The organism is Pseudonocardia sp. C8 (assembly GCF_014267175.1).
In the GTDB taxonomy this organism is placed as follows: domain Bacteria; phylum Actinomycetota; class Actinomycetes; order Mycobacteriales; family Pseudonocardiaceae; genus Pseudonocardia.
The window spans coordinates 3352647-3376150 of the sequence record NZ_JACMTR010000002.1 but is presented as its reverse complement, the minus strand read 5'-3'; the positions used below and the strand labels follow the sequence as shown (position 1 = coordinate 3376150).

The 23504-nt window shown below is 74.5% G+C and carries 19 protein-coding genes; 12 read left to right on the top strand and 7 right to left on the bottom strand.

What is annotated here, in order from left to right:
• Nucleotides 1–52: 52 nt before the first annotated feature.
• Nucleotides 53–2341, top strand: a complete 2289-nt coding sequence (locus H7X46_RS16180; protein ID WP_186362710.1) for a bifunctional (p)ppGpp synthetase/guanosine-3',5'-bis(diphosphate) 3'-pyrophosphohydrolase — start codon at nt 53–55, stop codon at nt 2339–2341.
• A 42-nt stretch (nt 2342–2383) separates the two neighbouring features.
• Here H7X46_RS16180 and H7X46_RS16175 read toward each other — a convergent pair whose 3' ends face one another.
• A complete protein-coding gene (locus tag H7X46_RS16175; protein WP_186360192.1) occupies nt 2384–3208 on the bottom strand; it encodes a peptidylprolyl isomerase in 825 nt (274 codons plus the stop codon).
• A gap of 175 nt (nt 3209–3383) precedes the next feature.
• On the opposite strand from H7X46_RS16175, the gene hisS reads away from it, so the two are divergent.
• Nucleotides 3384–4712 carry a histidine--tRNA ligase gene (hisS, locus tag H7X46_RS16170; protein WP_186360191.1) on the top strand — a complete coding sequence of 443 codons (1329 nt, stop codon included), beginning with the start codon at nt 3384–3386 and terminating at the stop codon, nt 4710–4712.
• Nucleotides 4709–5254 carry a bifunctional 2-polyprenyl-6-hydroxyphenol methylase/3-demethylubiquinol 3-O-methyltransferase UbiG gene (locus tag H7X46_RS16165; protein WP_186360190.1) on the top strand — a complete coding sequence of 182 codons (546 nt, stop codon included), beginning with the start codon at nt 4709–4711 and terminating at the stop codon, nt 5252–5254. Before hisS ends, H7X46_RS16165 begins: the two co-directional genes overlap by 4 nt.
• A 4-nt stretch (nt 5255–5258) precedes the next feature.
• On the opposite strand, the gene H7X46_RS16160 is transcribed toward H7X46_RS16165, so the two are convergent.
• Nucleotides 5259–6308, bottom strand: coding sequence for a YibE/F family protein (locus H7X46_RS16160; protein WP_370588800.1), 1050 nt, complete (start codon nt 6306–6308; stop codon nt 5259–5261).
• Nucleotides 6309–7347: 1039 nt separating this feature from the next.
• On the opposite strand from H7X46_RS16160, the gene H7X46_RS16155 reads away from it, so the two are divergent.
• From H7X46_RS16155 to H7X46_RS16135, 5 genes are all read left to right on the top strand, one after another.
• Complete coding sequence (locus H7X46_RS16155) at nt 7348–9414, top strand: intein-containing Rv2578c family radical SAM protein (RefSeq protein WP_186360189.1); 2067 nt, start codon at nt 7348–7350, stop codon at nt 9412–9414.
• 33 nt (nt 9415–9447) lie between these two features.
• On the top strand, nt 9448–11292 hold the full coding sequence (gene aspS / locus H7X46_RS16150; protein WP_186360188.1) for an aspartate--tRNA ligase: 1845 nt from the start codon (nt 9448–9450) through the stop codon (nt 11290–11292).
• Nucleotides 11293–11295: 3 nt separating this feature from the next.
• The gene (locus tag H7X46_RS16145) at nt 11296–12237 is read left to right on the top strand and encodes a DUF389 domain-containing protein (RefSeq protein ID WP_186360187.1); all 942 of its coding nucleotides are present in this window, start codon (nt 11296–11298) and stop codon (nt 12235–12237) included.
• Nucleotides 12238–12248: 11 nt separating this feature from the next.
• The gene (locus H7X46_RS16140) at nt 12249–13433 is read left to right on the top strand and encodes a hypothetical protein (RefSeq protein ID WP_186360186.1); all 1185 of its coding nucleotides are present in this window, start codon (nt 12249–12251) and stop codon (nt 13431–13433) included.
• Between the two features lie 74 nt (nt 13434–13507).
• On the top strand, nt 13508–14356 hold the full coding sequence (locus tag H7X46_RS16135; protein ID WP_370588799.1) for an SGNH/GDSL hydrolase family protein: 849 nt from the start codon (nt 13508–13510) through the stop codon (nt 14354–14356).
• Between the two features lie 9 nt (nt 14357–14365).
• Here H7X46_RS16135 and H7X46_RS16130 read toward each other — a convergent pair whose 3' ends face one another.
• Both H7X46_RS16130 and H7X46_RS16125 read right to left on the bottom strand, forming a co-directional pair.
• A complete protein-coding gene (locus tag H7X46_RS16130; protein WP_186360185.1) occupies nt 14366–15520 on the bottom strand; it encodes an aminotransferase class I/II-fold pyridoxal phosphate-dependent enzyme in 1155 nt (384 codons plus the stop codon).
• On the bottom strand, nt 15517–16032 hold the full coding sequence (locus H7X46_RS16125; RefSeq protein ID WP_186360184.1) for an Lrp/AsnC family transcriptional regulator: 516 nt from the start codon (nt 16030–16032) through the stop codon (nt 15517–15519). The genes H7X46_RS16130 and H7X46_RS16125 overlap by 4 nt, the downstream gene beginning before the upstream one ends.
• A gap of 129 nt (nt 16033–16161) precedes the next feature.
• On the opposite strand from H7X46_RS16125, the gene H7X46_RS16120 reads away from it, so the two are divergent.
• Complete coding sequence (locus tag H7X46_RS16120) at nt 16162–16782, top strand: DUF4282 domain-containing protein (RefSeq protein ID WP_186360183.1); 621 nt, start codon at nt 16162–16164, stop codon at nt 16780–16782.
• 12 nt (nt 16783–16794) lie between these two features.
• On the opposite strand, the gene H7X46_RS16115 is transcribed toward H7X46_RS16120, so the two are convergent.
• Nucleotides 16795–17016: a hypothetical protein gene (locus H7X46_RS16115; RefSeq protein ID WP_186360182.1), complete on the bottom strand. Its 222-nt coding sequence runs from the start codon at nt 17014–17016 to the stop codon at nt 16795–16797.
• A gap of 223 nt (nt 17017–17239) precedes the next feature.
• Here H7X46_RS16115 and H7X46_RS16110 point away from each other — a divergent pair, with 223 nt between their 5' ends.
• On the top strand, nt 17240–18355 hold the full coding sequence (locus H7X46_RS16110; RefSeq protein WP_186360181.1) for a hypothetical protein: 1116 nt from the start codon (nt 17240–17242) through the stop codon (nt 18353–18355).
• Nucleotides 18356–18394: 39 nt separating this feature from the next.
• Nucleotides 18395–19762 carry a replication-associated recombination protein A gene (locus tag H7X46_RS16105; protein ID WP_186360180.1) on the top strand — a complete coding sequence of 456 codons (1368 nt, stop codon included), beginning with the start codon at nt 18395–18397 and terminating at the stop codon, nt 19760–19762.
• Nucleotides 19763–19772: 10 nt separating this feature from the next.
• Here the strand turns inward: H7X46_RS16105 and H7X46_RS16100 are convergent, their stop codons facing one another.
• Nucleotides 19773–21104 (bottom strand): MFS transporter, encoded by a 1332-nt coding sequence (locus H7X46_RS16100; RefSeq protein ID WP_186360179.1) that lies wholly within the window; start codon nt 21102–21104, stop codon nt 19773–19775.
• A 95-nt stretch (nt 21105–21199) separates the two neighbouring features.
• Nucleotides 21200–21874, bottom strand: a complete 675-nt coding sequence (locus H7X46_RS16095; RefSeq protein ID WP_186360178.1) for a TetR/AcrR family transcriptional regulator — start codon at nt 21872–21874, stop codon at nt 21200–21202.
• Between the two features lie 54 nt (nt 21875–21928).
• On the opposite strand from H7X46_RS16095, the gene H7X46_RS16090 reads away from it, so the two are divergent.
• Nucleotides 21929–23494, top strand: a complete 1566-nt coding sequence (locus H7X46_RS16090; protein ID WP_255426147.1) for a class I adenylate-forming enzyme family protein — start codon at nt 21929–21931, stop codon at nt 23492–23494.
• Nucleotides 23495–23504 lie beyond the last annotated feature (10 nt).

Sequence of the window (23504 nt, the reverse complement as noted above, 5' to 3'; positions counted from 1 at the left end):
AGGTGCGGTGACCGAGGTCGACCGGACGAGTGTCCACCCCGCCACGCGGCCGCTGACCCCTGCCGACGACGAACCGCCGCGCCCGTCCGCGACCCGGCGCGTCCGGGCCCGGATCGCGCGCCGGATGACCCCGCAGCGGGTGGCGATCGTCAAACCGGTCCTCGAGCCGCTGGCCGCGGTGCACCGCTCGCTGCACCCGAAGGCCGACCTCGTCCTGCTCCAGCGGGCCTACGACGTCGCCGAGGCCAAGCACGAGGGCCAGACCCGCAAGTCCGGTGACCCGTACATCACCCACCCGCTCGCCGTCGCGACGATCCTCGCCGAGCTGGGCATGGACACGACCACGCTGGTCGCGGCGCTGCTGCACGACACCGTCGAGGACACCGACTACTCCCTGGAACGGCTGCGGGCCGACTTCGGCGACGAGGTCGCGCACCTGGTCGACGGCGTCACCAAGCTCGACAAGGTCGAGTTCGGTTCGGCCGCCGAGGCCGAGACCATCCGCAAGATGGTCGTGGCGATGGCCCGTGACCCGCGGGTGCTCGTCATCAAGCTGTCCGACCGGCTGCACAACATGCGCACCATGCGCTTCCTGCGGCCGGAGAAGCAGGTCAAGAAGGCGAACGAGACCCTGGAGGTGTTCGCCCCGCTCGCGCACCGGCTCGGCATGGCCACGGTGAAGCTGGAGCTGGAGGACCTGTCGTTCGCGATCCTGCAACCGAAGAAGTACCAGGAGATCGTGCGGCTGGTCGCCGACCGGGCGCCGTCCCGGGACACCTACCTGCGCCAGGTCATCGACGAGGTGACCTCGCAGCTGGACTCGGCCCGCATCCCGGCGAAGGTCGAGGGACGCCCGAAGCACTACTACTCGATCTACCGGAAGATGATCGTCAAGGGCCGGGACTTCGACGACATCCACGACCTCGTCGGCGTCCGCGTGCTGGTCGACGAGGTGCGCGACTGCTACGCCGCGATCGGCATGGTGCACGCGCTGTGGCAGCCGATGCCGGGCCGGTTCAAGGACTACATCGCCCAGCCCCGGTTCGGGGTCTACCAGTCGCTGCACACCACGGTCATCGGCCCCGACGGCAAGCCCCTCGAGGTGCAGATCCGCACGCACGCGATGCACCGCACCGCCGAGTACGGCATCGCCGCGCACTGGCGGTACAAGGAGGTCCGCGGCGGCGCGGGCAAGGAGGTCGAGGTCGAGGAGATGGCGTGGATGCGCCAGCTGCTCGACTGGCAGCGCGAGGCCGCCGACCCCGGCGAGTTCCTCGACTCGCTGCGCTTCGACCTCGCCGCGCGGGAGATCTTCGTGTTCACCCCGAAGGGCGACGTCGTCACCCTGCCCACCGGGGCGACCCCGATCGACCTGGCGTACGCGGTGCACACCGAGGTCGGACACCGCTGCATCGGGTCGCGGGTCAACGGCAAGCTGGTCGCCCTGGAACGGGAGCTGTCCTCCGGCGACGTCGTCGAGATCTTCACCTCGAAGGCCGAGGACGCGGGCCCCAGCCGGGACTGGTTGCAGATCGCCAAGTCCCCGCGGGCGAAGGCGAAGATCAAGCAGTGGTTCGCCAAGGAGCGCCGCGAGGAGGCCGTCGAGGAGGGCAAGGAGGCGATCACCCGGGAGGCGCGGCGTACCGGGATGCCGCTGCAGCGGCTCGTCTCGGCCGACGCGATGTCCGCGATCGCCCGGGAGATGCACTTCACCGACGTCTCGGCCCTCTACGCCGCCGTCGGCGAGCACCAGGCCAGCGCCCAGCACGTCGTCCAGCGGCTGGTGGCGTGGTTCGGCGGCGAGGAGGAGGCCGAGGAGGAGCTCGCCGAGCGGGCGACGCCGTCCACGGTCCGGCACCGGCGGCCGTCCGGGGACGCCGGCGTCGTCGTGCAGGACGCCGACGGCAACCCGATGGGCGACCTGTACGTCAAGCTCGCCCGCTGCTGCACCCCGGTACCCGGTGACGAGATCCTCGGCTTCGTCACCCGCGGCGGCGGGATCAGCGTGCACCGCACCGACTGCACCAACGCCGGCGACCTCACCGCGCGGGAGGAGCGCCTGGTCGACGTCGCCTGGTCGGTGTCGCCGGAGTCGGTGTTCCTGGTCGCGATCCAGGTGGAGGCGCTCGACCGGCACCGGCTGCTGTCCGACGTGACGAAGGTGCTGGCCGACGAGAAGGTCAACATCCTGTCGGCGTCGACGACGACGTCCCGGGACCGGGTCGCGGTCTCCCGGTTCTCCTTCGAGATGGGCGACCCCAAGCACCTCGGGCACCTGCTGCAGGCGGTGCGCAACATCGAGGGCGTCTACGACGTCTACCGCGTCACGAGTGCGGCGTAGCCGCCCGTGAGTGGATGGGAGGGCCGGAGCCCTCCTGTCCACTCACGAGGTGCGTTCGATGCGGACCGGGACGTTCGGGGTGCCGTCCCCGGACCCGGCCGACTCGCCGCCCTTCGCGACGGTGTCCAGGGTCGCGAGGCCCTGCGGGCCGATCGAACCGAAGACCGTGTAGTTCGGCGGCAGCTGGGCGTCGCCGTAGATCATGAAGAACTGGCTGCCGTTGGTGTCCGGGCCGGCGTTCGCCATGGCGAGCAGCCCGCGGCCGTAGGTGAGCCCGGGGAAGACCTCGTCCGCGAACGAGTAGCCGGGGCCGCCGTTGCCCTGCCCGGTCGGGTCACCGCACTGCAGGACCTGCAGGCCGGGGCTGGTGGTGAGCCGGTGGCAGGAGGTGCCGTCGAAGAAACCCTGTTCGGCGAGGTGCACGAAGCTGTGCACCGTGCACGGCGCGAGCCCCCGGTCGAGGGTGAGGTCGATCGGCCCGGCGCTGGTCTGCAGGGTGGCGGGCACCGTGCCCGCGGCGGGCACCGGACCGGCGGCGGGCGGGCCGACCGGCTTGGACGCCGGCTCGGGCGACGCGGGGTAGTCGCAGTTCACCGACGCGGGCAGCGCGGTCGGGCGCTGCGGCAGCGGCACCGTCGGCAGGGCCGAGGTGTCCGGCCCGCCGCCCGCGGCCGCCGGCTCGGCCGGCCCGCTCCACGCCGAGGTGAGCGCGTAGACGACGGCGGCGACCAGCGCAACCACGAGGACCGTCGCCACCGCGGCGATCGTGGTGGTTCGTTTCCGCTTCGCCGCCCGCTCGGCCCGGCGGGCCTGCTGGGCCGCCAGCTTCCGCTTCGCCGCCTCCCGGCGCTGCTGATTCGTCGCCACGCTCCGCCGACTCCCCTGCGATGATCACTCGTCCCGCGGGGAGGGTAGCGGGGCGACCTGGGAGCGAATCCGGGAGACCACGGTTCTAGGGTGGGGGCGCGGGACCCTGCGCATTCGACCGTGGCCGGGCGCGGGTTCCGCGCACCTGCCGGCATCGAGAGGACGTGGACCCACTGTGACCGCCACCGAGCAGCGAGCCGACGGCGCCCGGGCGCGCAAGCCCGAGCCGTTCGCCGCGCCGAAGGGCATCCCGGAGTACCTGCCGCCGGACTCGGCCGGGTTCGTGCACGTCCGGGACACCCTCGCCGCGGCCGCGGCCCGCGCCGGGTACGGCCACATCGAGCTGCCGGTCTTCGAGGAGACCGGGCTCTACGCCCGCGGGGTGGGGGAGTCCACCGACGTCGTCTCCAAGGAGATGTACACGTTCGCCGACCGGGGCGAGCGGTCGGTGACGCTGCGGCCCGAGGGGACCGCGGGCGTCGTCCGGTCGGTGATCGAGCACAGCCTCGACAAGCAGGGCCTGCCGGTGAAGCTGCGCTACACGGGGCCGTTCTTCCGCTACGAGCGCCCGCAGGCCGGGCGCTACCGGCAGCTGCAGCAGGTCGGCGTGGAGGCGATCGGCGTCGACGACCCCGCGCTCGACGCCGAGGTGATCGCGATCGCCGACGAGGGCTTCAAGGCGCTCGGCCTCACCGGCTACCGGCTGGAGATCACCTCGCTCGGGGACGCCGAGTGCCGTCCCGCCTACCGGGCGCGGCTGCAGGAGTTCCTGGCCGGGCTGGACCTCGACGAGCCGACGAAGGCCCGCGCCGAGATCAACCCGCTGCGGGTGCTCGACGACAAGCGGCCCGAGGTTCGCGCCGCCATGGCCGAGGCGCCGCTGCTCATGGACCACCTGTCGGACGCCGCCGCGGCGCACCACGCCGCCGTCCTCGAACACCTCGACGACCTCGGTGTCGCGTACACACCGAACCCGCGGATGGTGCGCGGCCTGGACTACTACACGAAGACGACCTTCGAGTTCGTGCACGACGGGCTCGGCGCCCAGTCCGGGATCGGCGGCGGCGGACGCTACGACGGCCTCATGGCCACCCTCGGCGGGCCGGAGCTGTCCGGGGTCGGGTTCGGCATCGGCGTCGACCGGACGCTCCTGGCCTGCGGTGTCGAGGGCGTCCAGCCGTGGTCGGCGGCACGCTCCGAGGTGTTCGGCGTCCCGCTCGGGGACGCCGCGAAACGCCGCCTGGTCACGATCGCGGCCGGGCTGCGGGCGCGGGGGGTCCGGGTGGACCTGTCCTACGGCGGCCGCGGGCTCAAGGGCGCGATGAAGTCCGCCGACCGGTCCGGAGCCCGGTTCGCGCTGGTGCTCGGCGAGCGGGACCTGGCGGGTGGGACGATCGGGCTCAAGGACCTGGTCTCCGGCGAGCAGCAGGACGTGCCGCTGGACGCGGTCGTGGAGGCCGTGGTGACCGCGGTCGCCGCCGAGGTCGATCCCGGCGGCCGATGAGCGGGGAGGACCGCGAGCGCTGGGACGCCCGGCACCTCGGGCTCGGCCCGGGCACGCCGCAGCCGCCGGACGCGTTGCGCGGGCACCTCGACCTGGTGCCGGCCCAGGGCCGTGCCCTGGACGTGGCGTGCGGGCGGGGCGCCGTCGCCGTGTGGCTGGCCGGCCGGGGCCTGGACGTCGTCGCCGTCGACGTCTCGCCGGCCGGTCTGGCCGCCGCGGCGGAGCTGGCGACCGCGGAACGGCCGCCCGGCCGGATCCGCTGGGTCGAGGCCGATCTCGACGACGGGTTCCCGATCGAGGACGGGACCTACGACGTCGTCGTCTGCCAGCGGTTCCGGGCTCCCGCGCTGTACCCGGTGCTGGCGTCGGCGGTCGCGCCCGGCGGACTGCTGGCGATCACCGTGCTGTCCGAGGTCGGCGACGCCGGCGGGCGGTTCCGCGCCGCGCCCGGCGAGCTGGTCCGGGCGTTCGCAGACCTGGAGATCGTGGCGCACCACGAGGACGCCGGGGAGGCGCACCTGCTGGCGAGGCGCCCCGCCTGACGGGTCAGCGCCGCGCGACGACCAGTGCCGCGAGGCCCGTGGTGACCGGCACCGCGGCCACCAGCCCGATGCTGCCCACCAGCGTCCTGACGATCTCGGTCGCGACGTCCTGGCTGGTCAGCACCTCGGTCACCCCGCCGGCGGCGACGCTGAACAGCAGCAGCAACGGCAGCGCGGCGCCGGCGTAGGCCAGCACGAGGGTGTTCACCGCGGACGCGACGTGGTCCCGCCCGATCCGCATCCCGGCGGCGAACAGCTTCCCGGCACCGAGCTCCGGGTCGGCGGCACCGAGCTCCCAGACGGCCGACGCCTGGGTGACCGTGACGTCGTCCAGCGCGCCCAGGGCGCCGATCACCAGCCCGGCCAGCACCAGCCCGCGCGGGTCGATCGGGACGCCGGGCCCGAGGGTGCCGATGAGGTTCGTGGTCGTGTCGTCCAGGCCGGTCAGCCGGGCCGCGGCGGTGAACGCGGAGCCGAGCACGCCGATCAGGGCGAGCGAGGCCAGCGTCCCCAGCACGGCGCAGGAGGTCCGGGCGCTGAACCCGTGCGTCAGGTACAGCACCACGAACATGATCAGGCACGCGCCGGTCACCGCGACCGCCAGCGGCGAGCGCCCGGACAGGATCGAGGGCAGCACGAACCACAGCAGCACCGCGAAGCTGAGGAGCAGCCCGGCCAGCGCGGCGAGCCCGCGCAGCCGGCCGAGCAGCACGACGGCCAGCGCGAACGCCGCCGCCAGCCAGATCAGCGGGGGTCCGCGCTGGAAGTCGTTGAGCTGGTAGGACCCGGCCTCGTCGGGGTTGCCCCCGGACCAGGCGAGCGTCACCGGGTCGCCGGCGGCGAAGCGCGGGCTGGACGGTTCGTCCGGGACGAGCTGCACGAGGGTCCGGCCGGCCCGTGGACCGTCGGTCATGGTGACGGTGACGCCGGTGCAGGCGCCGTCCCCGGAGCCGGGGGTGCAGTCGGCGACCTGCACGGCCGTCACCTCGGCGCGGACCTGCTGGGTCGGCGGCAGCTCGGGCACCGGGGCCTGCCCGGGCCACAGCAGCGCCACCCCGGCGAGGGTGGCGAGCGCGCACGGCACGAGCAGGGCGACCAGCAGGTTCCGGACGCGGCGGCCGGCCGGGGTGGCGGCGCCGTGCCCGTGGCCGTGCCCGTGGCCGGTCGCGGGGGGCGCATCGCCGGGCTGTGTGTGCCCGGTTGCGGGGGGCGTACCACCGGGCTGTGCGTGCCCGGTCGCGGGGGGCGCATCGCCGGGCTGTGTGTGCCGGGTTCCGGGGGGCGTACCGCCGGACCGTGCCGGTCCGCGAGCCGGCCGGCGGCGCCGGCGGGCCGGTTCCGGGGCCGCCGACCGGGCCCGCGACGAGCCGGTGCCCTCCGGACCGTCCTCCGCTGGGTGGTCGGATTCCGGTCCGGGTGACCTCGTGGTGCCGGACGTCGGGGACCGGTCGACGGCCGCGCTCCCGGCCTCACCTGCCGGCGGCGCGCCGGGCCGGTCCGGCGGTGACGCGGGAGAGGCCGGATGCCCGCCCGTCCGGTCGCCGGGTGCCATCGGGTACCGGCCCCACCACTCCGCGGGTGGGCCGTTCTCGGCCGGGCGGTGTTCGGCCGGGCGGTTCTCGGCCGGTCCGCTCGTGACCGGACGGTTCTCGGCCGGGCCGGATGCGTGTCTCGGTGCCCGGGGGGTGTCGTCGCCGCCGGTGGGGTGCGCGGCGCGGCGGGCGCGGGTGACCTGCTCGGTGTCCGGTTCCGCCGCCCGGTGCCGGCTGCCCCCGGCCCGGCGACGCCCGGGCTCGTGCTGCCCGGGTCCGTCCTGCCTGCGCGGGTCCTGCCCGGGGTCGTCCTGCCGGGGGTCGTTCGGTCCGGCGTCGTTCGGTCGGGGGGCGTCCGGTCCGCGTCCGTCCGGCCGTCGCCCGTCCGGCCGGCGCGGGTTCCGGCGCGGCGGCTCGGCGTCCGGCGGGCCCGGACGGCGCGGATCGGGCGGGTGCACCCCCGCATCCTCGCAGTCGATCTCCGGATCGCCGACCGGCGCTCGCCCGGACGACACCGTCCGGCGACGACCGGTTGCCGGCTGCTCGAACTTGTGTTCGAATATGGGTGTGCGGTGGAGCGGACAGCAGGTGGGACTCGACGGGATCGGCACCGATGCGGCGCTGCCCGGGATGCGCGGGTTGCTGCGCAGCGTGCGGACCCCGGAGTTCGCGGGCACGGTCTTCCACGAGGTGGAGGCGCGGTCGGTGCTGAACCGGGTGCCGTCGTCGTCGCCGATGCCGTTCGGCTGGACGGTCAACCCGTACCGCGGCTGCTCCCATGCCTGCACCTACTGCCTGGACGGGGCGACCCCGGTGCTGACCGCCGACGGCCGCTCCCGGCCCATCGGCGAGCTCCGGGCCGGCGACGAGGTCGTCGGCACGGTGCCCGACGCGCGCGGCCGGCGGCGGTTCGTCCGCACCCCGGTGCTGGCGCGCTGGTCCACCCATCGCCGGGCGCAGCGGGTGGTCCTCGACGACGGCACGCTGCTGGTGACCTCGGCCGAACACCGTTTCCTCACCCGGGGCGGGTGGGCGCACGTCCGGCCCGGGCGGTGCCGGGCGTCGGCGGACCGGCCGCACCTGCGCCCCGGCTCGGAGCTGGCCGGTCCCGGTGCCGCGGCGATGCCGGGCCGGCCCCGGCCGGACGGCTACGCGCAGGGCTACCTCTGCGGGCTGGCCCGGGCCGATGCGGTCCGCGGCCGGGTGACCGCCGCTCCGTTCCCGTCGGCATGGGTGGAGCTGGAGGCGCTGGCCCGGGCCCACCACCTGCTCACGTCGCGGCCGGTGGTGGCGCACGGTCCGGACCGCGCGCCGCGTCCCGCGGCCGGCGGGGTCGCGGCGGTCGCGGGGGAGCGGCCTTCACCGGCGGCCTGGCCGGACCGACCCGGCCCCGGCTGGTCCGCCGGCTTCCTCGGTGGCGTGCTGGACGTGTGCGGCGAGGTGAGCGCCGGAGTGCTGCGGGTCGTCCCCGCCGACGAGGTGCTCACCCGGGCGACCGTCGAGGCGCTGCGCCGGCTCGGGTTCCGGGTCGCGTCCGAACCGTCGGGCCGGCCGGGCGGCCGCGCCCTGCGGGTGCTGGGCGGGGCTGCCGAGCAGCTGCGGCTGGTCGCCGCCGCCGACCCGGCCGTGGCCCGGGTGCGCGACGTCGGCGGCGCGCTCGTGGAGGAACCACCGGACGGTGCCCCGCGGGTCGTCGACGTGGAGGACACCGGGGAGATCGTCCCGATGGTCGACATCACGACCGGCACCGGCGACTTCGTCGCGGCCGGTGTCGTGAGCCACAACTGCTTCGCCCGGAACACGCACACCTACCTGGACCTGGACGCGGGCGCCGACTTCGACTCGCAGATCGTGGTGAAGGTGAACGTGGCCCGCGTCCTGGAACGGGAGCTGGCCCGGCCGGGCTGGCGCCGCGAGCACGTCGCGATGGGCACCAACACCGATCCCTACCAGCGCGCCGAGGGTCGCTACCGGCTGATGCCGGGCGTGATCTCCGCGCTCGCCCGGTCGGGCACGCCGTTCTCGATCCTCACCAAGGGCACCGTCCTCACCCGGGACCTCCCGGAACTGGCCGCCGCGAACGCCGACGTCCGGGTCGGGACCGGGGTGTCGATCGCGCTGCTGGACCGCGGCCTGCAGGCGCGGCTCGAACCCGGGACACCGAGCCCGCGGGCCCGCCTGGACCTGGTCCGCCGGATCACCGACGCCGGGCTGCCGTGCGGGGTGATGGTCGCGCCCGTGCTGCCCTGGCTCACCGACTCCGAGGAGGCGCTCGACGCGGTGCTCGCGGAGATCGCCGCCGCCGGCGCGACCGGTGCGACGGTGCTCGCGCTGCACCTGCGCCCCGGAACCCGGGAATGGTTCCTGCAGTGGCTCGCCCGGGAGTACCCGAAGTTGCTGCCGCGCTACGAGCGGCTCTACCGGCGGGGCGCCAACGCCGACCGGGAGTACCGGACCGCGCTGCACCGGCGGGTCGTCCCGCTGCTGGCCCGGCACGGCCTGGACCGGCGGGATCCGGCAGCCGGGGACCCCGCGTCGCGGAAGCCGGTGCGGGATCTGGGTTGGACCCGTCAGGAGGAGCCACCTGCCGTGCCCGACCCGCGGGCCGGCCAGCTGAGCCTGCTGTAACGCCGCGAGGGCGGGCGGATAGCCTTGTCCGCCGTGATGCGAACCCACCCCGTCGGCACGCTGCGTGCCGAGAACGCCGGCCAGACCGTGACCCTCGCCGGATGGGTGGCGCGCCGCCGGGATCACGGCGGCGTGATCTTCATCGACCTGCGTGACCGGTCCGGGAGCGCCCAGGTGGTGTTCCGCGAGGGCGAGATGGCCGAGCGGGCCCACCGGCTGCGGGCCGAGTTCTGCGTACAGGTCGTCGGCGAGGTCGTCCGGCGCCCCGCCGGCAACGAGAACCCCGAGCTGCCCACCGGTGACATCGAGGTCACGGTCACCGAGCTGCGGGTGCTGTCCGAGTCGGCGCCGCTGCCGTTCCCGATCGACGAGCACACCGGCGTCGGCGAGGAGATCCGCCTGACGCACCGCTACCTCGACCTGCGCCGCACCGGCCCGGCGTCGGTGATGAAGCTGCGCAGCGACGTCAACAAGGCCGCCCGGGACGTGCTGGCCGGCGAGGACTTCATCGAGGTCGAGACGCCGACCCTGACCCGCTCGACCCCGGAGGGCGCCCGGGACTTCCTCGTCCCGGCCCGGCTGCGGCCCGGCTCGTGGTACGCGCTGCCGCAGAGCCCGCAGCTGTTCAAGCAGCTGCTGATGGTCGGCGGCCTGGAGCGCTACTTCCAGATCGCGCGCTGCTACCGGGACGAGGACTTCCGTGCCGACCGGCAGCCCGAGTTCACCCAGCTCGACATCGAGATGAGCTTCGTCGAGCAGGACGACGTCATCGCGCTGGCCGAGAAGGTGCTGGTCGCGCTGTGGAAGCTGGTCGGCCACGAGATCCCGACGCCGATCCCGCGGATGAGCTACGCCGAGGCCATGTCCCGCTTCGGGTCCGACAAGCCGGACCTGCGGTTCGGCATCGAGCTGACCGAGCTCACCGGGTACTTCGCGAACACCGGGTTCCGGGTGTTCCAGAACCCCTACGTCGGCGCCGTCGTCATGCCGGGAGGTGCCGCGCAGCCGCGCAAGGTGCTCGACGGCTGGCAGGAGTGGGCCAAGCAGCGCGGCGCCCGCGGGCTCGCCTACGTCCTGATCGGTGAGGACGGGACGGTCGACGAGCGCGGCCCGGTCGTGAAGAACCTGTCCGAGGCCGAGCGGGCCGGGCTGGCCGAGGCCACCGGTGCGAACCCCGGCGACTGCATCTTCTTCGCGGCCGGCACGCCGTCCGAGGCCCGCGCCCTGCTGGGCGCCGCCCGCGGCGAGATCGCGCGGCGGATCGGCGCGATCGACGAGTCCGCGTGGTCGTTCGTGTGGATCGTGGACGCCCCGCTGTTCGAGTCGACCGCCGACACCGACGACGTCGCGGTGGGCTCGGGGGCCTGGACGGCGTTGCACCACGCGTTCACCTCGCCGACCCCGGAGTGGATCGACACCTTCGAGCAGGACCCCGGGAACGCGCTCGCGTACGCCTACGACATCGTCTGCAACGGCAACGAGATCGGCGGCGGCTCCATCCGTATCCACGACCCCGAGGTCCAGAAGCGGGTCTTCGAGGTCATGGGCCTGTCCGAGACCGAGGCCAAGGAGAAGTTCGGCTTCCTGCTCGACGCGTTCTCCTACGGCCCGCCCCCGCACGGCGGGATCGCGTTCGGGTGGGACCGGATCACCGCGCTGCTCGCCGGCGTCGATTCGATCCGGGAGGTCATCGCGTTCCCGAAGACCGGCGGCGGCTTCGACCCGCTGACCCACGCGCCGGCGCCGATCACCGCCGCCCAGCGCAAGGAGGCCGGGGTCGACGCGGCGCCGGCCGGTCGCGCCCCCGGTGGGTCCGCCCCCGGCAAGCCCGGCGAGACCGGTGGCGGTGCCCCGGAGAAGCCCGGGCCCGCCGCGTAGCCCGTGCTGCACCTGCGCGTGGTCTGCCCGCCCGAGCGGACCGCCGACGTCCGCGACGTCCTCACCGGCGAGCCGGGGGCGGCCCACCTGGTCGTCCAGCGCGGGGTCGCGGTGCAGCCGGCCGGGGACCTGGTCGAGGCCGTCGTCGCGCGCGAGTGCGCCGACGACGTCCTCGCGCGCCTCGCCGACCTCGGGGTCGACCACGACGGCGGGATCACCCTCGAAGAGCTCGACACCGTGCTGTCCGACCGGGCCGACGCGGCCGAGGAGGCCGCCCCCGGGGACGGGACGGACGCCGTCGTCTGGGACGAGCTGATCAACCGCACCGGCACCGAGTCGCGGCTCTCGGCCACGTTCCTCGCGTTCCTCACGATCGCCTGCCTGCTCGGCGCGATCGGGGCCGTCACCGACTCCCCGGTCACCGTGGTCGGGGCGATGGTGCTCGGCCCGGAGTTCGGCCCGATCGCGGCGACGGCGGTCGGCCTGGTGCTGCGCCGGGGCGACCTGCTCCGCCGCGGCGGCCTCGCCCTGGCGGCCGGGTTCCCGTTCGCGATGCTGGTGACCGCGGGCGCCACGCTGCTGTTCGACCTGTTCGGCTGGCTGTCGGCGTCGTCGCTCGCGCACCTGCCCCAGACCGACTTCATCTACGAGGTCGGGCCGTTCTCGCTGGTCGTCGCGGTGCTGGCGGGCGCGGCCGGGATGCTGTCGCTGACCTCGGCACGGTCCTCGGCGCTGGTCGGGGTGTTCATCTCGGTGGTGACGGTGCCGGCCGCCGGGTTCGCGTCGGCCGCCGCCGTCGAGGGCCGCTGGTACGAGGCCGGGATGTCGGCCCTGCAACTGGGCGTCAACCTGGCGGGGATGACCGTCGCGGCGGCGCTGGTCCTGCTGCTGGCCCGCCGGCGTACCCGGCGTCGGGGCGCGGACCGCGGGCTCCCCGACGGGTAGGGTCTCCTCCGATGACCGATCCGCAGGCGACTCCCGGCGCGGTCGCGGCGGTGGCCGGCGCCGCGCGGCTGCTGTCCCGGCGGGCGGGCTCGGAGGTGGAACTCTCCGAACCGGAGGACCTCGGCGGGAGCGGCAGCTCGGTCGTGGCCCGGGCCCGGATGGCGCAGAACCCCTTCTCGGACCGGCGCAGCGTCGTCATCAAGCAGTACCAGGACGTCCCCGGGCCCTCCGACCCGTTCCGCTACGAGGTGGCGTCCTGCCAGCTGTTCACCGCGCTGCCCGCCGACGTCCGGCCCAGCCCCGTGATCATCGCGCACGACCCGGACCAGCGGCTGCTCGTGCTCGAGGACCTGGGCCGCAGCATGACGCTCGCCGACAAGCTGTTCGGCCCGGACCGGGAGGCCGCCCGCACCTGCCTGCTCGGCTGGGCGCGCGGCCTGGGCCGGATGCAGGCGGCGACCGCCGGGCGGGAGGGCGACTTCGGGGCGCTGCTGCGCCGCCTCGGCGAGAAGGTCCGCCGGGACCCGGTCGCAGACCAGGCCCGCGCCGCGCTCGCCGGGCTCCCGGACCTGCTCGCCGACGCCCTCGGCGTCCACGTGCCCGACCTGGCGGTGCTGGAGGCGCACGGTGGGGTCCGGCTGCTCGGCGGGACCGGGTTCCGGGCGTTCAGCCCGTCCGACACCTGCCCGGACAACAACCTGGTCACCAGCCGCGGGGTCCGGTTCGTCGACTTCGAGTGGGGCTGCTTCCGGGACGTCGTGCTGGACGCCGCCTACGTCCGCCTCCCGTTCCCCGCCTGCGCGGCCAGCTTCGCGCTGCCCGCGCCGGTGGCGACCCAGATGCTCGACGCCTGGCGGGCCGAGGTCACCCCGGTGTGGCCCGAGCTCGACGACCCGGAGGTGCTCGAGTCCCGGCTCGGTGACGCGCACCTGCTGTGGGTGTGGTGGTCGACCTGGCTGCTGCTGCCCCGGTTGCTGCACCGGGACGGCCCGATCGGCGCCGACGCCGGCCGGTCCCCGCGGATCTCCACCGCGCTGCGGCACTACTGGCGCGGGCTGGCCGCGGTCGCGGCGGACACCGAACGGCCGGCGACCGCGGACCTGGCGGGCGCCGTCGTCGACGCGCTGGACGCCCGGTTCCCGGACGCGCCGTCCGAGCTCCCGGTGTTCCCGGCGTTCCGGGTGCCCGACCGGTAACTGTTCGCGTCCCGGTCCGGGACGCGTCACCGGCTGCACACCCCCGCGGAGGGCCGGCGGGTGATCGTGGGCGCGTGCGCCCCGTGATCGCGTCCACCACCGTCGCCGATCCCGCCCGTACCCGCGCCACCCCGCCGGGGAGCGGGCGCCCCGTCCGGCACCTGGTCGTGCTGGGCGACTCCACCGCCGTCGGGCTGGGAGACCCCCGGCCCGGCGGCGGCTGGCGGGGGTTCGGCCCGCTGCTGCGGGACGCCCTGTCCGACCCGTCCCGCCCGGACGGGCACGTCCGCCTCGACAACCACGCGCGCACCGGCGCCCGGATGGCCGCCACCCGGCACGAGCAGGTCCCGGCGGCTGCGGCCGCCCGCCCCGACGTCGTCGTGCTGTGCGCGGGCATGAACGACACGATGCGCTCGGACTTCGACCCGGCGGCGCTCCGCCGGGACTGTGCCGAGGCCCTCGACCTGCTGGGCCGGGCCGGGGTGACCGTGCTGCTGGTCCGGTTCCACGACCACACCCGGGTGTTCCGGCTGCCGGCCGTGCTGCGCCGGGCACTGGCGGCCCGGATCGCGGCGCTCAACGCGGCGCTCGACGGCGCGGTCGCCGACGCGGGGATCCCGGTGGGCGTGCTCGACCTGGACGTGCCGGCCTCCTACGAGGCCGCAGCCTGGAGCGTCGACCGGCTGCACCCGTCCGAGCTGGGACACCGGCTGCTCGCCCGGGGGATGGCCGAGCTGCTCGCGGCCCGCGGCTGGGCGGTGCCCGGCACGGTCGGGCTGGCACCCGAGGGCGGCCGGGAGGTGACCGCGTGGCACCGCGGGGCGTGGCTGGTCGTCAAGGGCGTGCCGTGGCTGTGCCGGCGCGGCCGCGACCTCGGCCCGGTGATGCTCCGCGGGGTGGCGGAGGGTGCACGGCTGCGGTGAGCCGCGGGCTCACAGCCGGCGCAGGAAGTTCCCGATCCGCTCGACGGCCTGCTCCAGCTGCGGCAGCGCGGTCGCGTACGAGCACCGGATGTGGCCCTCACCGGACGGGCCGAACACGTCCCCGGGGACGACGGCGACCGACTCCTCACGCAGCAGCCGCTCCGCGAACGTCTCCGAGTCCAGCCCCGACGCGCGGATGCTCGGGAACGCGTAGAACGCCCCCTCCGGTTCCCGGCAGTCCAGGCCGATCTCGCGCAGGCCCTTCACGAACACCCGGCGGCGCCGGTCGTAGTCGGCCACCATCTCGGCGACGTCGCCCTCGGCGTGGGTCAGCGCCTCCACCGCGGCCAGCTGGGAGATGTGCGGTGCGCACAGCATCGTGTACTGGTGCACCCGCAGGCAGAGCTCCGCGATCGGGCGGGGTGCGGCCAGCCAGCCGACCCGCCAGCCGGTCATCGCCTGCGCCTTGGAGAACCCGCCGAGCACCACCGTCCGCTCGCGGGCGCCCGGGACCGCGCCCAGGCAGGTGTGGGTGCCCTGGTAGGTCAAGCGGTCGTAGATCTCGTCGGACAGCAGGTAGAGGTCGTGCCGCTCGGCCAGCGCGACGAGCGCGCGCAGCACCTCCGGCGGTTGCACCGCGCCGGTCGGGTTGGCCGGCGAGCCGATCAGGATCGCCTTGGTGCGCGGGGTGACCGCGGCCTCGACGGCGGCGACGTCGATGAGGAAGCCGTCCTCGGCGCGGGTCGGGACCCCGACCGGGACGCCGCCGGCGAACGACACGCACGGCTGGTACGCCACGTAGCAGGGCTCCGGGACGAGCACCTCCTCGCCCGGGTTGAGGATCACCCGGAACGCCAGGTCGAGGCCCTCGGAGACCCCGGTCGTGACCAGGCACTCGGTGGCCGGGTCGTAGTGCGCGTCGTACCGGGACGCCAGGTCGGCGCAGATCAGCTCGCGCAGCCGCGGGAGACCCGCGTTGCCGGTGTAGGTGGTGTAGCCGTGCTCGAGCGCGTAGATCCCGGCCTCGCGGATCCGCCACGGGGTCACGAAGTCCGGTTCGCCGACGCCGAGCGAGATGACGTCCTCCATCTCCGCGGCGATGTCGAAGAAGCGCCGGATCCCGGACGGCGGGATGGCCGTGATCGTCTCGTTGAGCGGCTTCACGGCGTCACCGGCAGGCGGTGGTCGGACTCCGGCTCGGCGAAGGTGTCGCCGTCGCGCTTGTGGGTCGCCAGCACGAAGTGGGTGGCCGTGGACCGCACCCGGTCGATGGTGGACAGCTTGTGCGACACGAAGTCGGAGACGGCCCGGATGTCCGGTGCGACGACCGTGCAGCGCAGGTCGTGCCCGCCGGAGACCAGGTAGCAGTCGCGGACCTCCGCGAACCGGGAGATGCGGGCGGCGACGTCGTCGAACCCGACCCCGCGGGCCGGGGTCACCGAGACGTCGATGAACGCGGTGACCTGGGCGCCGGCCCGGCCCGCGCCCTCCACGCCGGGGCCGCCGTCCTCGTAGCGGGCCCAGTCGACGACGGCCTTGTGCCGCCGGATCACCCCGGTCCGTTCCCAGTCGGCGATCCGGGCGTCGACCTCCTCCACCGGCAGGCCGAGCATGGTGGCGACGGTGGCGTGGCTCAGGGACGCGTCGCGTTCGAGCAACTCGAGGATCTCCCGCACGCCCCGCACCCTACGACCCGTCCGCCGCGGTCCGCCCGGTGCCACGAGGGAAACGGGCGGCCGAACGGCACGACACGATCGCGTTCCGGATCGCGTCACTATCGGTGGCCCGGGATATCGTCCCGAGCCATGAGCAATCAGCCTCCATTCGGCGGTTCCGGAGAGCGCCCGGAGAGTAATCAGTACGGTCAGCCGGAGCAGCAGCCCGGGCAGCCGGGCCCGTACGGGCAGCAGGGGCCGGGGCAGTACGGCCAGCCCGGCCAGGCGGGCCAGCCGGGCCAGCCGGGACAGGGTCAGCCGGGTCAGCCCGGGCAGCACGGCCAGCAGAACCAGCCGGGCCAGCCCGGTCCGCAGGGGCAGCCGACCCAGCACGCGCAGTCGCCCTACGGCGCCGGCCCGGCCGGGGCGCAGCAGGGCCGGCCGCCCGGCTACCCGCCGTTCCCGTCGTCGTCGGGCGCGAACCCGTCGCCGCCGCCGTCGAACCCGCTGACGGCGCTGTTCGACTTCGGTTTCAACCAGTTCGTGACGCCCTACGTCGTCAAGTTCCTCTACATCCTGCTGACCGCCGTGCTGGTGATCGGCTGGATCGGCGTCGTGATCGCCGGGTTCACGCAGGGGATCGGCGTCGGGCTGCTGGCCCTGGTCGGCGGCGCACTCGCGTTCCTGATCTACCTGACCCTGATCCGGGTGACGCTCGAGTTCTACTACGCCGTCGTGCGGATGTCCGAGGACATCCACCACCGGCGCTGACCGCGCCCCCGGTCAGGCGGCCCGCCGGGCGGGTGCGGGCACCTGACCCGCGGCCGGGACCCGCCGGGCCGGGTCCAGCAGGCCGCACTCGAGGTCGACGAGGTGGGCGCGGGTGCACGGACCGCAGACGTACACGGGGCCGCCCGGGCCGTGGTGACTGCTCCAGTCGAGGCCGCGGGCGTCGGCCGGGGTGCGGAGACGGGTGCAGAGCGGGCAGCACAGGATCGTGTCCATGCCCCGTGAGGGTGCCCGGCGCGTGTTGCCGGACGGTGACGCGGCGCGTCGCGGGCGTTGCGTTCCGTCGACGATCCGGGGTCGCGCCCAGGGGAGCGGGGCTGTCCGGAGGCGACCCCGCCGCCGCGGCAGACCGGGTGAACCGGGGGCCGGATCACGAATCGTGGGGAGATGTGGCCGAACCCGGCCCCGGATCGCCGGTTCAGGGCTAGGGTGCGCCCGCATGAGTGATGAGCCGCCACAGGGCGGTGACCCCCGTCAGGGGGCAGGGGGATCGTCGCCGGGGCAACCGGACAGGCCGGGTGCCCAGCAGCCGCACGGCGGGCGGTACGAGCCGCCGCCCTACGGGCCGCAGTACGGCGGCCAGCAGCCGCAGTACGGCGGCCAGCAGTACGGGACACCCCAGTACGGGGGCCAGCAGTACGGCACACCGCAGTACGGCAGCCAGCACTACGGCGCCCAGCAGTACGGGGGACCGGAGCCCACCGGCCAGCCGTACGCGTACCCGGCCCCCGGCGGGTATCCCGCGTACCCGGCCGCGCCGTCCGGGACGTCCCCGGACCCGCTCGTCCCGTTCTCGTTCGGGGACTGGTTCAGCAAGATCGTGGGCGTGGTGCAGCGCAGTTGGAAGCCCCTGGCGCTCATCCAGCTGGCCGTCTACATCCCGATCGCGATCCTGAACGCCGTTGCTGCGCTGGCGGGCTACACCGCGGCCACCAGCGGGCTCGACCCGACCGGCCTCCCGTCCCCGGGATTCCTGACCGGGACGCTGCTGGTCGGACTGCTGCTGTTCGCGGTGTCACTGGTGGTCTCCGCCCTGGGGCAGGCGGCCTCGGTGTTCGTGGTCGTCCGCGACGCCGCGCAGCGGCCCTACACCCCGCAGCAGGCGCTGGCGTTCGCGCGGAGCCGCGCCCTCCCGGTGATCGGCTGGTCGCTGCTCGCCGGGCTGCTCGTGATGCTCGGGTTCTTCGCCCTCGTCCTGCCGGGCATCTACCTGGCGACCGTGTTCGCCGGCGCGCTGCTCGGCGTCGTCGTCGTCGAACGGGCCGGGATGGGGCGGGCGTTCACGCTGGTCAACCCCCGGTTCTTCCCGGTGCTCGGGCGGTTGCTGGTCCTGCTGGTGGCCGCGATCGTGGCGAGCCTCCTCGTGAGCCTGGTGGTCGGGCCGATCGTGACCCTGAGCCCTGTGCTGGGGCAGCTGGTGAGCACCGTGCTGATCGGCATCCCGGTTGCCGTGGTGGCCGCCGGGGCGACGGTCGTGACCTACGCCGAGAACCGGTTCCACGAGTACAACCCGGTGCACACCCCGGTCCTGGCCGACGAGATCGACCGCCCCTGACGCGCCTGCCGGGACCGGTGCCCTGGCAGGCTGGACGCGATGAGCACCGACGGCCTGTTCGACATCGACCCCGTGACGGAGGACGAACCCGGCTCCGGCCCGCGCCCGGACGCCCCGCTCGCGGCGCGGATGCGCCCGCGCAGCCTGGACGAGGTCGTCGGCCAGGCCGAGCTCCTGAAGCCGGGGGCGCCGCTGCGCCGCCTGCTCGAGGGCGGTGCGGCGGCGTCCGTGCTGCTCTACGGCCCGCCCGGGACCGGCAAGACCACCCTCGCACGGCTCATGGCGGGGGCCGGCGGCGCCGAGCGGCACTTCGTCGCGCTGTCCGCGCTCTCGGCCGGGGTGAAGGAGCTGCGGGCCGTCATCGAGGAGGCCCGCCGGCGCCGCGACCGCAGCGGCACGACGACGGTCCTGTTCATCGACGAGGTGCACCGCTTCTCCCGCACCCAGCAGGACGCGCTGCTCGGCGCCGTCGAGGACCGGCTCGTCCTGCTCGTGGCCGCGACCACCGAGAACCCGTCGTTCTCCGTGGTGTCCCCGCTGCTGTCCCGCTCGCTGGTGCTGCAGCTGCACTCGCTGTCCGAGGACGACGTGCGCACGCTGCTGCGCCGCGCCGTGGCCTCCGAGCACGGCCTGAACGGCGCCGTCACCCTCGCCCCCGAGGGGGAGGACGCGCTGGTCCGGCTCTCCACCGGGGACGGCCGCCGGGCGCTGACCGCGCTGGAGGCGGCCGCCGACGGCGTCCTCGGGGCGGCAGGCGGGTCCACGGTGATCGACCTGGACGCCGTGGAGCGGGCCGTCACCGAGGTCGCGGTCCGCTACGACCGGGCCGGCGACCAGCACTACGACGTCATCAGCGCCTTCATCAAGTCCATCCGCGGCTCCGACCCGGACGCGGCGCTGCACTACCTCGCCCGCATGATCGTCGCGGGGGAGGACCCCCGGTTCATCGCGCGCCGGCTGATGGTGCACGCGTCCGAGGACATCGGCCTCGCCGACCCGACCGCGCTGTCCGCCGCGACCGCGGCCGCGCAGGTCGTCCAGCTCGTCGGGATGCCGGAGGCGCGGATCGCGCTCGCCCAGGCGACCCTGCACCTGGCCACGGCGCCCAAGTCCAACGCGGTGATCACCGCGATCGACGCGGCGATGGCCGACGTGCGGTCGGGGAAGGTGGGTGCCGTCCCGCCGCACCTGCGGGACGGGCACTACGCGGGCGCGCAGAAGCTCGGCAACGCCGTCGGGTACCGGTACCCGCACGACGACCCGGACGGCGTGCTGCGCCAGCAGTACCCGCCCGACGACGTCGTCGGGGTCGACTACTACACGCCGTCGGGCCGCGGCCACGAGCGGACGCTCGCCGAGCGGGTCCCGAAGCTGCGCCGGGTGGTGCGGGGCGGCGGGCACACCTGACGCCGGGGCCTCACGACGCGCGATCGCGCACGCCCGGCGTCGAGGTGCCGGACGGCGTCGGTGCCGTCCGCTCGGGCACCCGCCGGTGCAGGACCACGGTCAGGGCGACGAACACCAGCACGGCCAGGAGCGTCATCACGGTCCAGGCCGCCCATCCCGCCGCTGCCGCGATCCCCGGGGCGAGCAGCACGGCGCCGAGCACCACGAGGCGGCTGACCAGGTGCTCCAGCCCGAACGCGGTCCCCTGGCCGTCGACGTGGGTCTCCTCCACGTAGCTGGAGAACGCGGCCATCCAGGGCCCGAACACGGCGCCGAGCGCGATCCCGAGCCCGCCGAACGCAGTGATCACGAGAGCGGTCGGTGCCCGGCCGCCCATCAGGAGCAGGGCGGCGAGCGCCGCGAGGGCCGCCGCCGAGCCCGCGCCGCCGGCGAGCAGGAACGGGATGCGCAGCTGGAGCCGGTCGGACCAGCGCGACGCCGTGAGGCTGGCGACCAGGTTCGCGCCCCAGAAGAACATCACGATCGCGGACGCGGAGCGGACCGACGTGTCGAGCGCTTCGATGACGAGCATCTGGCCGTAGGCGTTCAGGGTGCCGAGCAGCAGGAACAGCGACGACATGGCCGCCACGAACATCCACACCGTGCCGTCGCGCAGCAGCGGGCGCGGGCCGTCGGCCTCCGGGCCCGTGACCGGCGGGCGCGTGTGCGCCTCCTCGGAGTGCCTGATCTCCCGGCGCACCTCCGGCGAGAGATCCCGCATCGTCGCGGCGACCACGACCGAGCCCACCAGCGAGATGACGGTCATCAGGTAGAGCTGGGCCTGCCAGGTCCCGCCGAGCAGGTCCAGGGTCAGCGCCGTGACCGCGGCGGCGAAGAAGTTGGCGCCGACCCGGCCCCAGGACCAGAACGCGAATGCCTGGGCCCTGCCCATCCGGGGTGCGTAGTCGCGGACCAGCGGCGCGGTCCCGGCGGCCGCGATCCCCTCGACGAGGGCCAGCACGATCCGCGCGACGGTGAACTGGCCGACCGACTCCGCGGTCGCCATGAACAGGCACGACAGGCCGGACAGGAACAGGAACGGCACCATCAGCCGCACCCGCCCGATGCGGTCCACGATCCGGCCGCCGACGTAGCCGGATATCGCGCCGACGAGCAGCGACGAGGCCGTGATCAGGCCGTACATCCTGAGGGACATGCCGATGTCGGCGAGCAGCAGGCTCAGGATCGGGGCGAGCTGACCCTCGTAAGCGGTGAGGAACAACGCCAGGATCGCGACGGCCAGCAACGCGCGCCGTCGGGCACCGGTCGGGTAGGTCTGCAGCTCACGCCGATGTGGCAGCACGGTACGACTCCTCACCATTGAAGACGCCACGTCTATTGATAGACGCAGCGTCCAGGAAAGTAGCGCGAGGGTCGGCAGTCGCTCAAGGGGGTCGTTCAGGCCGGTGGTGTGCCGCCCCCCTCCGGCGGTGGCCCGTCGAACCCGGTCGCCCACCACCGCCCGTGCCGGGACAGGTCGGCCAGCATCCGCGCCGCGTCGTCGAGGGACATCGGCGGATCGGGCCGGTCGAACCACCAGGTCAGGACGGCGAGCTGCTCGCCGACCCAGGCGCGGGCCAGGAGTTCCGGGTCGACCCGCGGTGTCACGCCGTGCGCCGCGATCCGCCGGGTGAAGATGCTCCACGTCGACCGGGAGAGCGCGTCGGTGAGGGCGAGCAGCGCCCGGCCGTCGCCGTCGCCGCGCAGGATCAGGCGGTACGGGGCCGAGCGCTGCGCGGCGTGCCGGAACAGGACGTGCACCGGCCGGCCGGTGAAGCCGGTGTCGTCGTCGAGCTCCGTGGCGAGGAGGTCGCGGAGCTCGTCGAGCAGGGTCCGCACGACCGCGTCGAGCAGCTCGTCCTTGTCGCGGTAGTGGGTGTAGAAGGTCGCGCGCCCCACGTCGGCCCGTTCGGCGATCTCCTCGACGGTCAGGTGGGCGTAGCCCCGTTCGAGCGCCAGCTCGACCAGGGCGTGCTGCAGGGCCGTCCGCGTCCGCCGGGTCCGGCGGTCCTCGCGTCGGGGCGGGGTGTCGCGGTGCGGCCGGTCGGTGGCGGTCGAGGCGTCAGCGGGCATGCCCGGTTTCTACCAGCAGGGCTCTCTCGACAATCCTGGACATGATGTCTATAAATGGTCAGCATGTTGCAAGGAGGCGACGTGAACCTCGGCTACTACCTGACCCGGACCGCCCAGCACCGGCCGAATGCCACCGCACTCGTCTGCGGCGACCGGCGGTGGTCCTACTCCGCGCTCGAGTCCGAGTCGAACCGCCTGGCGTCGGCGCTGCTGGCCCGCGGGATCGGCCCGGGATCCCGGGTGGCGACGCTGGCGGGAAACCGGGGCGAGCTCGTCGTCGCCGAGATGGCGATGTGCAAGGCCGGCCACGTCCGGGTGCCGCTGAGCCCCCGGCTCTCCCCGGCGGAGGTCGGGCAGCTGCTCGCGGACTCGGCCCCGACCGCGGTCCTCGTGGACCGGGCAGGTCGCGGCACCGTGCACGCCGCCGGGAGCGGGGCACTCGTCGTGGACCTCGACCCGGTCGCGGGCGGGACCGCCACCACCTACGACACGCTCGTGGCGGAGGGCGACGACGCCGCCGTCGCCGTCGAGGTCACCGCAGGCACCCCCGCGGTCCTCAACTTCACCTCCGGGTCGAGCGGGACGCTCAAGGCCGCCGTCCAGACCGTCGGCAACCGGCTCGCGAACATGCGCAAGCTCGTCATGCGGGGCACCGGTGAGCCGGAGGTGTACCTGGCGCCCGGACCGATCACACACGCCAGCGGCATGGGGATCCTCGCCTGCTTCTTCCGCGGGTCGACCGTCGTCGTCCTGCCGTCCTTCGACGTCGAGGGCTATCTCGACACGCTGGAACGCGAACGCGTGACGTCGACGTTCCTGGTGCCCGCGATGCTGAACCGGGTGCTGGCCTCGCCCACGCTCGCGGCACGTGACCTGTCGTGCCTGCGGTCGCTGACGATCGGTGGGGCCCCGGTCAGCCCGACCCGGCTCCGGGAGGCGGTGGCGGCGTTCGGCCCGGTCGTCCAGCAGGGTTACGGCCAGGCCGAGACCACCAGCGCGATCACCCACCTGTCCGCGGCGGAGGTGCTGCGCGGGATCGAGTCCGACCCGGAACTGCTGCTCTCCTGCGGGCGGCCGGTCTTCGACACCGAGGTCCGGGTCGTCGACGAGGCCGGGTGTCCGGTCCCGGCGGGGGTGGTCGGCGAGGTCGTGGCCCGCGGGCCGGACTGCGTCGGCGAATACCATGACGCGCCGGACGCGACGGCCGCGACGTTCCGTGACGGCTGGGTGTTCACCGGCGATCTGGGACGGTTCCGCGCGGACGGTTACCTGTTCCTGGTCGACCGCAAGAAGGACATGATCGTCTCGGGCGGGTACAACGTGTACTGCTCGGAGGTCGAGTCCGCCCTGTACACCCACCCCGAGGTGGACGAGGTGTGCGTCTACGGCGTGCCGGACGAGCGCTGGGGCGAGACGGTCAAGGCCTGTGTCGTGCGCCGCCCCGGCGCCTCGGTGGACGCCGACGGCCTCGTCGCCGCGTGCGCGGCACGGATCGCCCGGCACAAGCTCCCGCGGGTCGTGGAGTTCCTGGACAGCCTGCCCCGCACCCGTACCGGCAAGGTCGACCGGCGCGCCCTGCGCGAGCGCGACTGGGCGGGCAGCGCCCGCCGCATCGGCTGACCCCGCCATC

Excerpts from the sequence above, each read along its gene's own strand:
- H7X46_RS16140 (WP_186360186.1), top strand. The coding sequence starts at position 12,249 with ATGACCGATCCGCAGGCGACTCCCGGCGCGGTCGCGGCGGTGGCCGGC.
- H7X46_RS16165 (WP_186360190.1), top strand. The coding sequence starts at position 4,709 with ATGAGCGGGGAGGACCGCGAGCGCTGGGACGCCCGGCACCTCGGGCTC.
- H7X46_RS16105 (WP_186360180.1), top strand. The coding sequence starts at position 18,395 with ATGAGCACCGACGGCCTGTTCGACATCGACCCCGTGACGGAGGACGAA.
- H7X46_RS16115 (WP_186360182.1), bottom strand. The coding sequence starts at position 17,016 with ATGGACACGATCCTGTGCTGCCCGCTCTGCACCCGTCTCCGCACCCCG.
- H7X46_RS16090 (WP_255426147.1), top strand. The coding sequence starts at position 21,929 with ATGGTCAGCATGTTGCAAGGAGGCGACGTGAACCTCGGCTACTACCTG.
- H7X46_RS16095 (WP_186360178.1), bottom strand. The coding sequence starts at position 21,874 with ATGCCCGCTGACGCCTCGACCGCCACCGACCGGCCGCACCGCGACACC.
- H7X46_RS16120 (WP_186360183.1), top strand. The coding sequence starts at position 16,162 with ATGAGCAATCAGCCTCCATTCGGCGGTTCCGGAGAGCGCCCGGAGAGT.
- H7X46_RS16155 (WP_186360189.1), top strand. The coding sequence starts at position 7,348 with ATGGGTGTGCGGTGGAGCGGACAGCAGGTGGGACTCGACGGGATCGGC.
- H7X46_RS16110 (WP_186360181.1), top strand. The coding sequence starts at position 17,240 with ATGAGTGATGAGCCGCCACAGGGCGGTGACCCCCGTCAGGGGGCAGGG.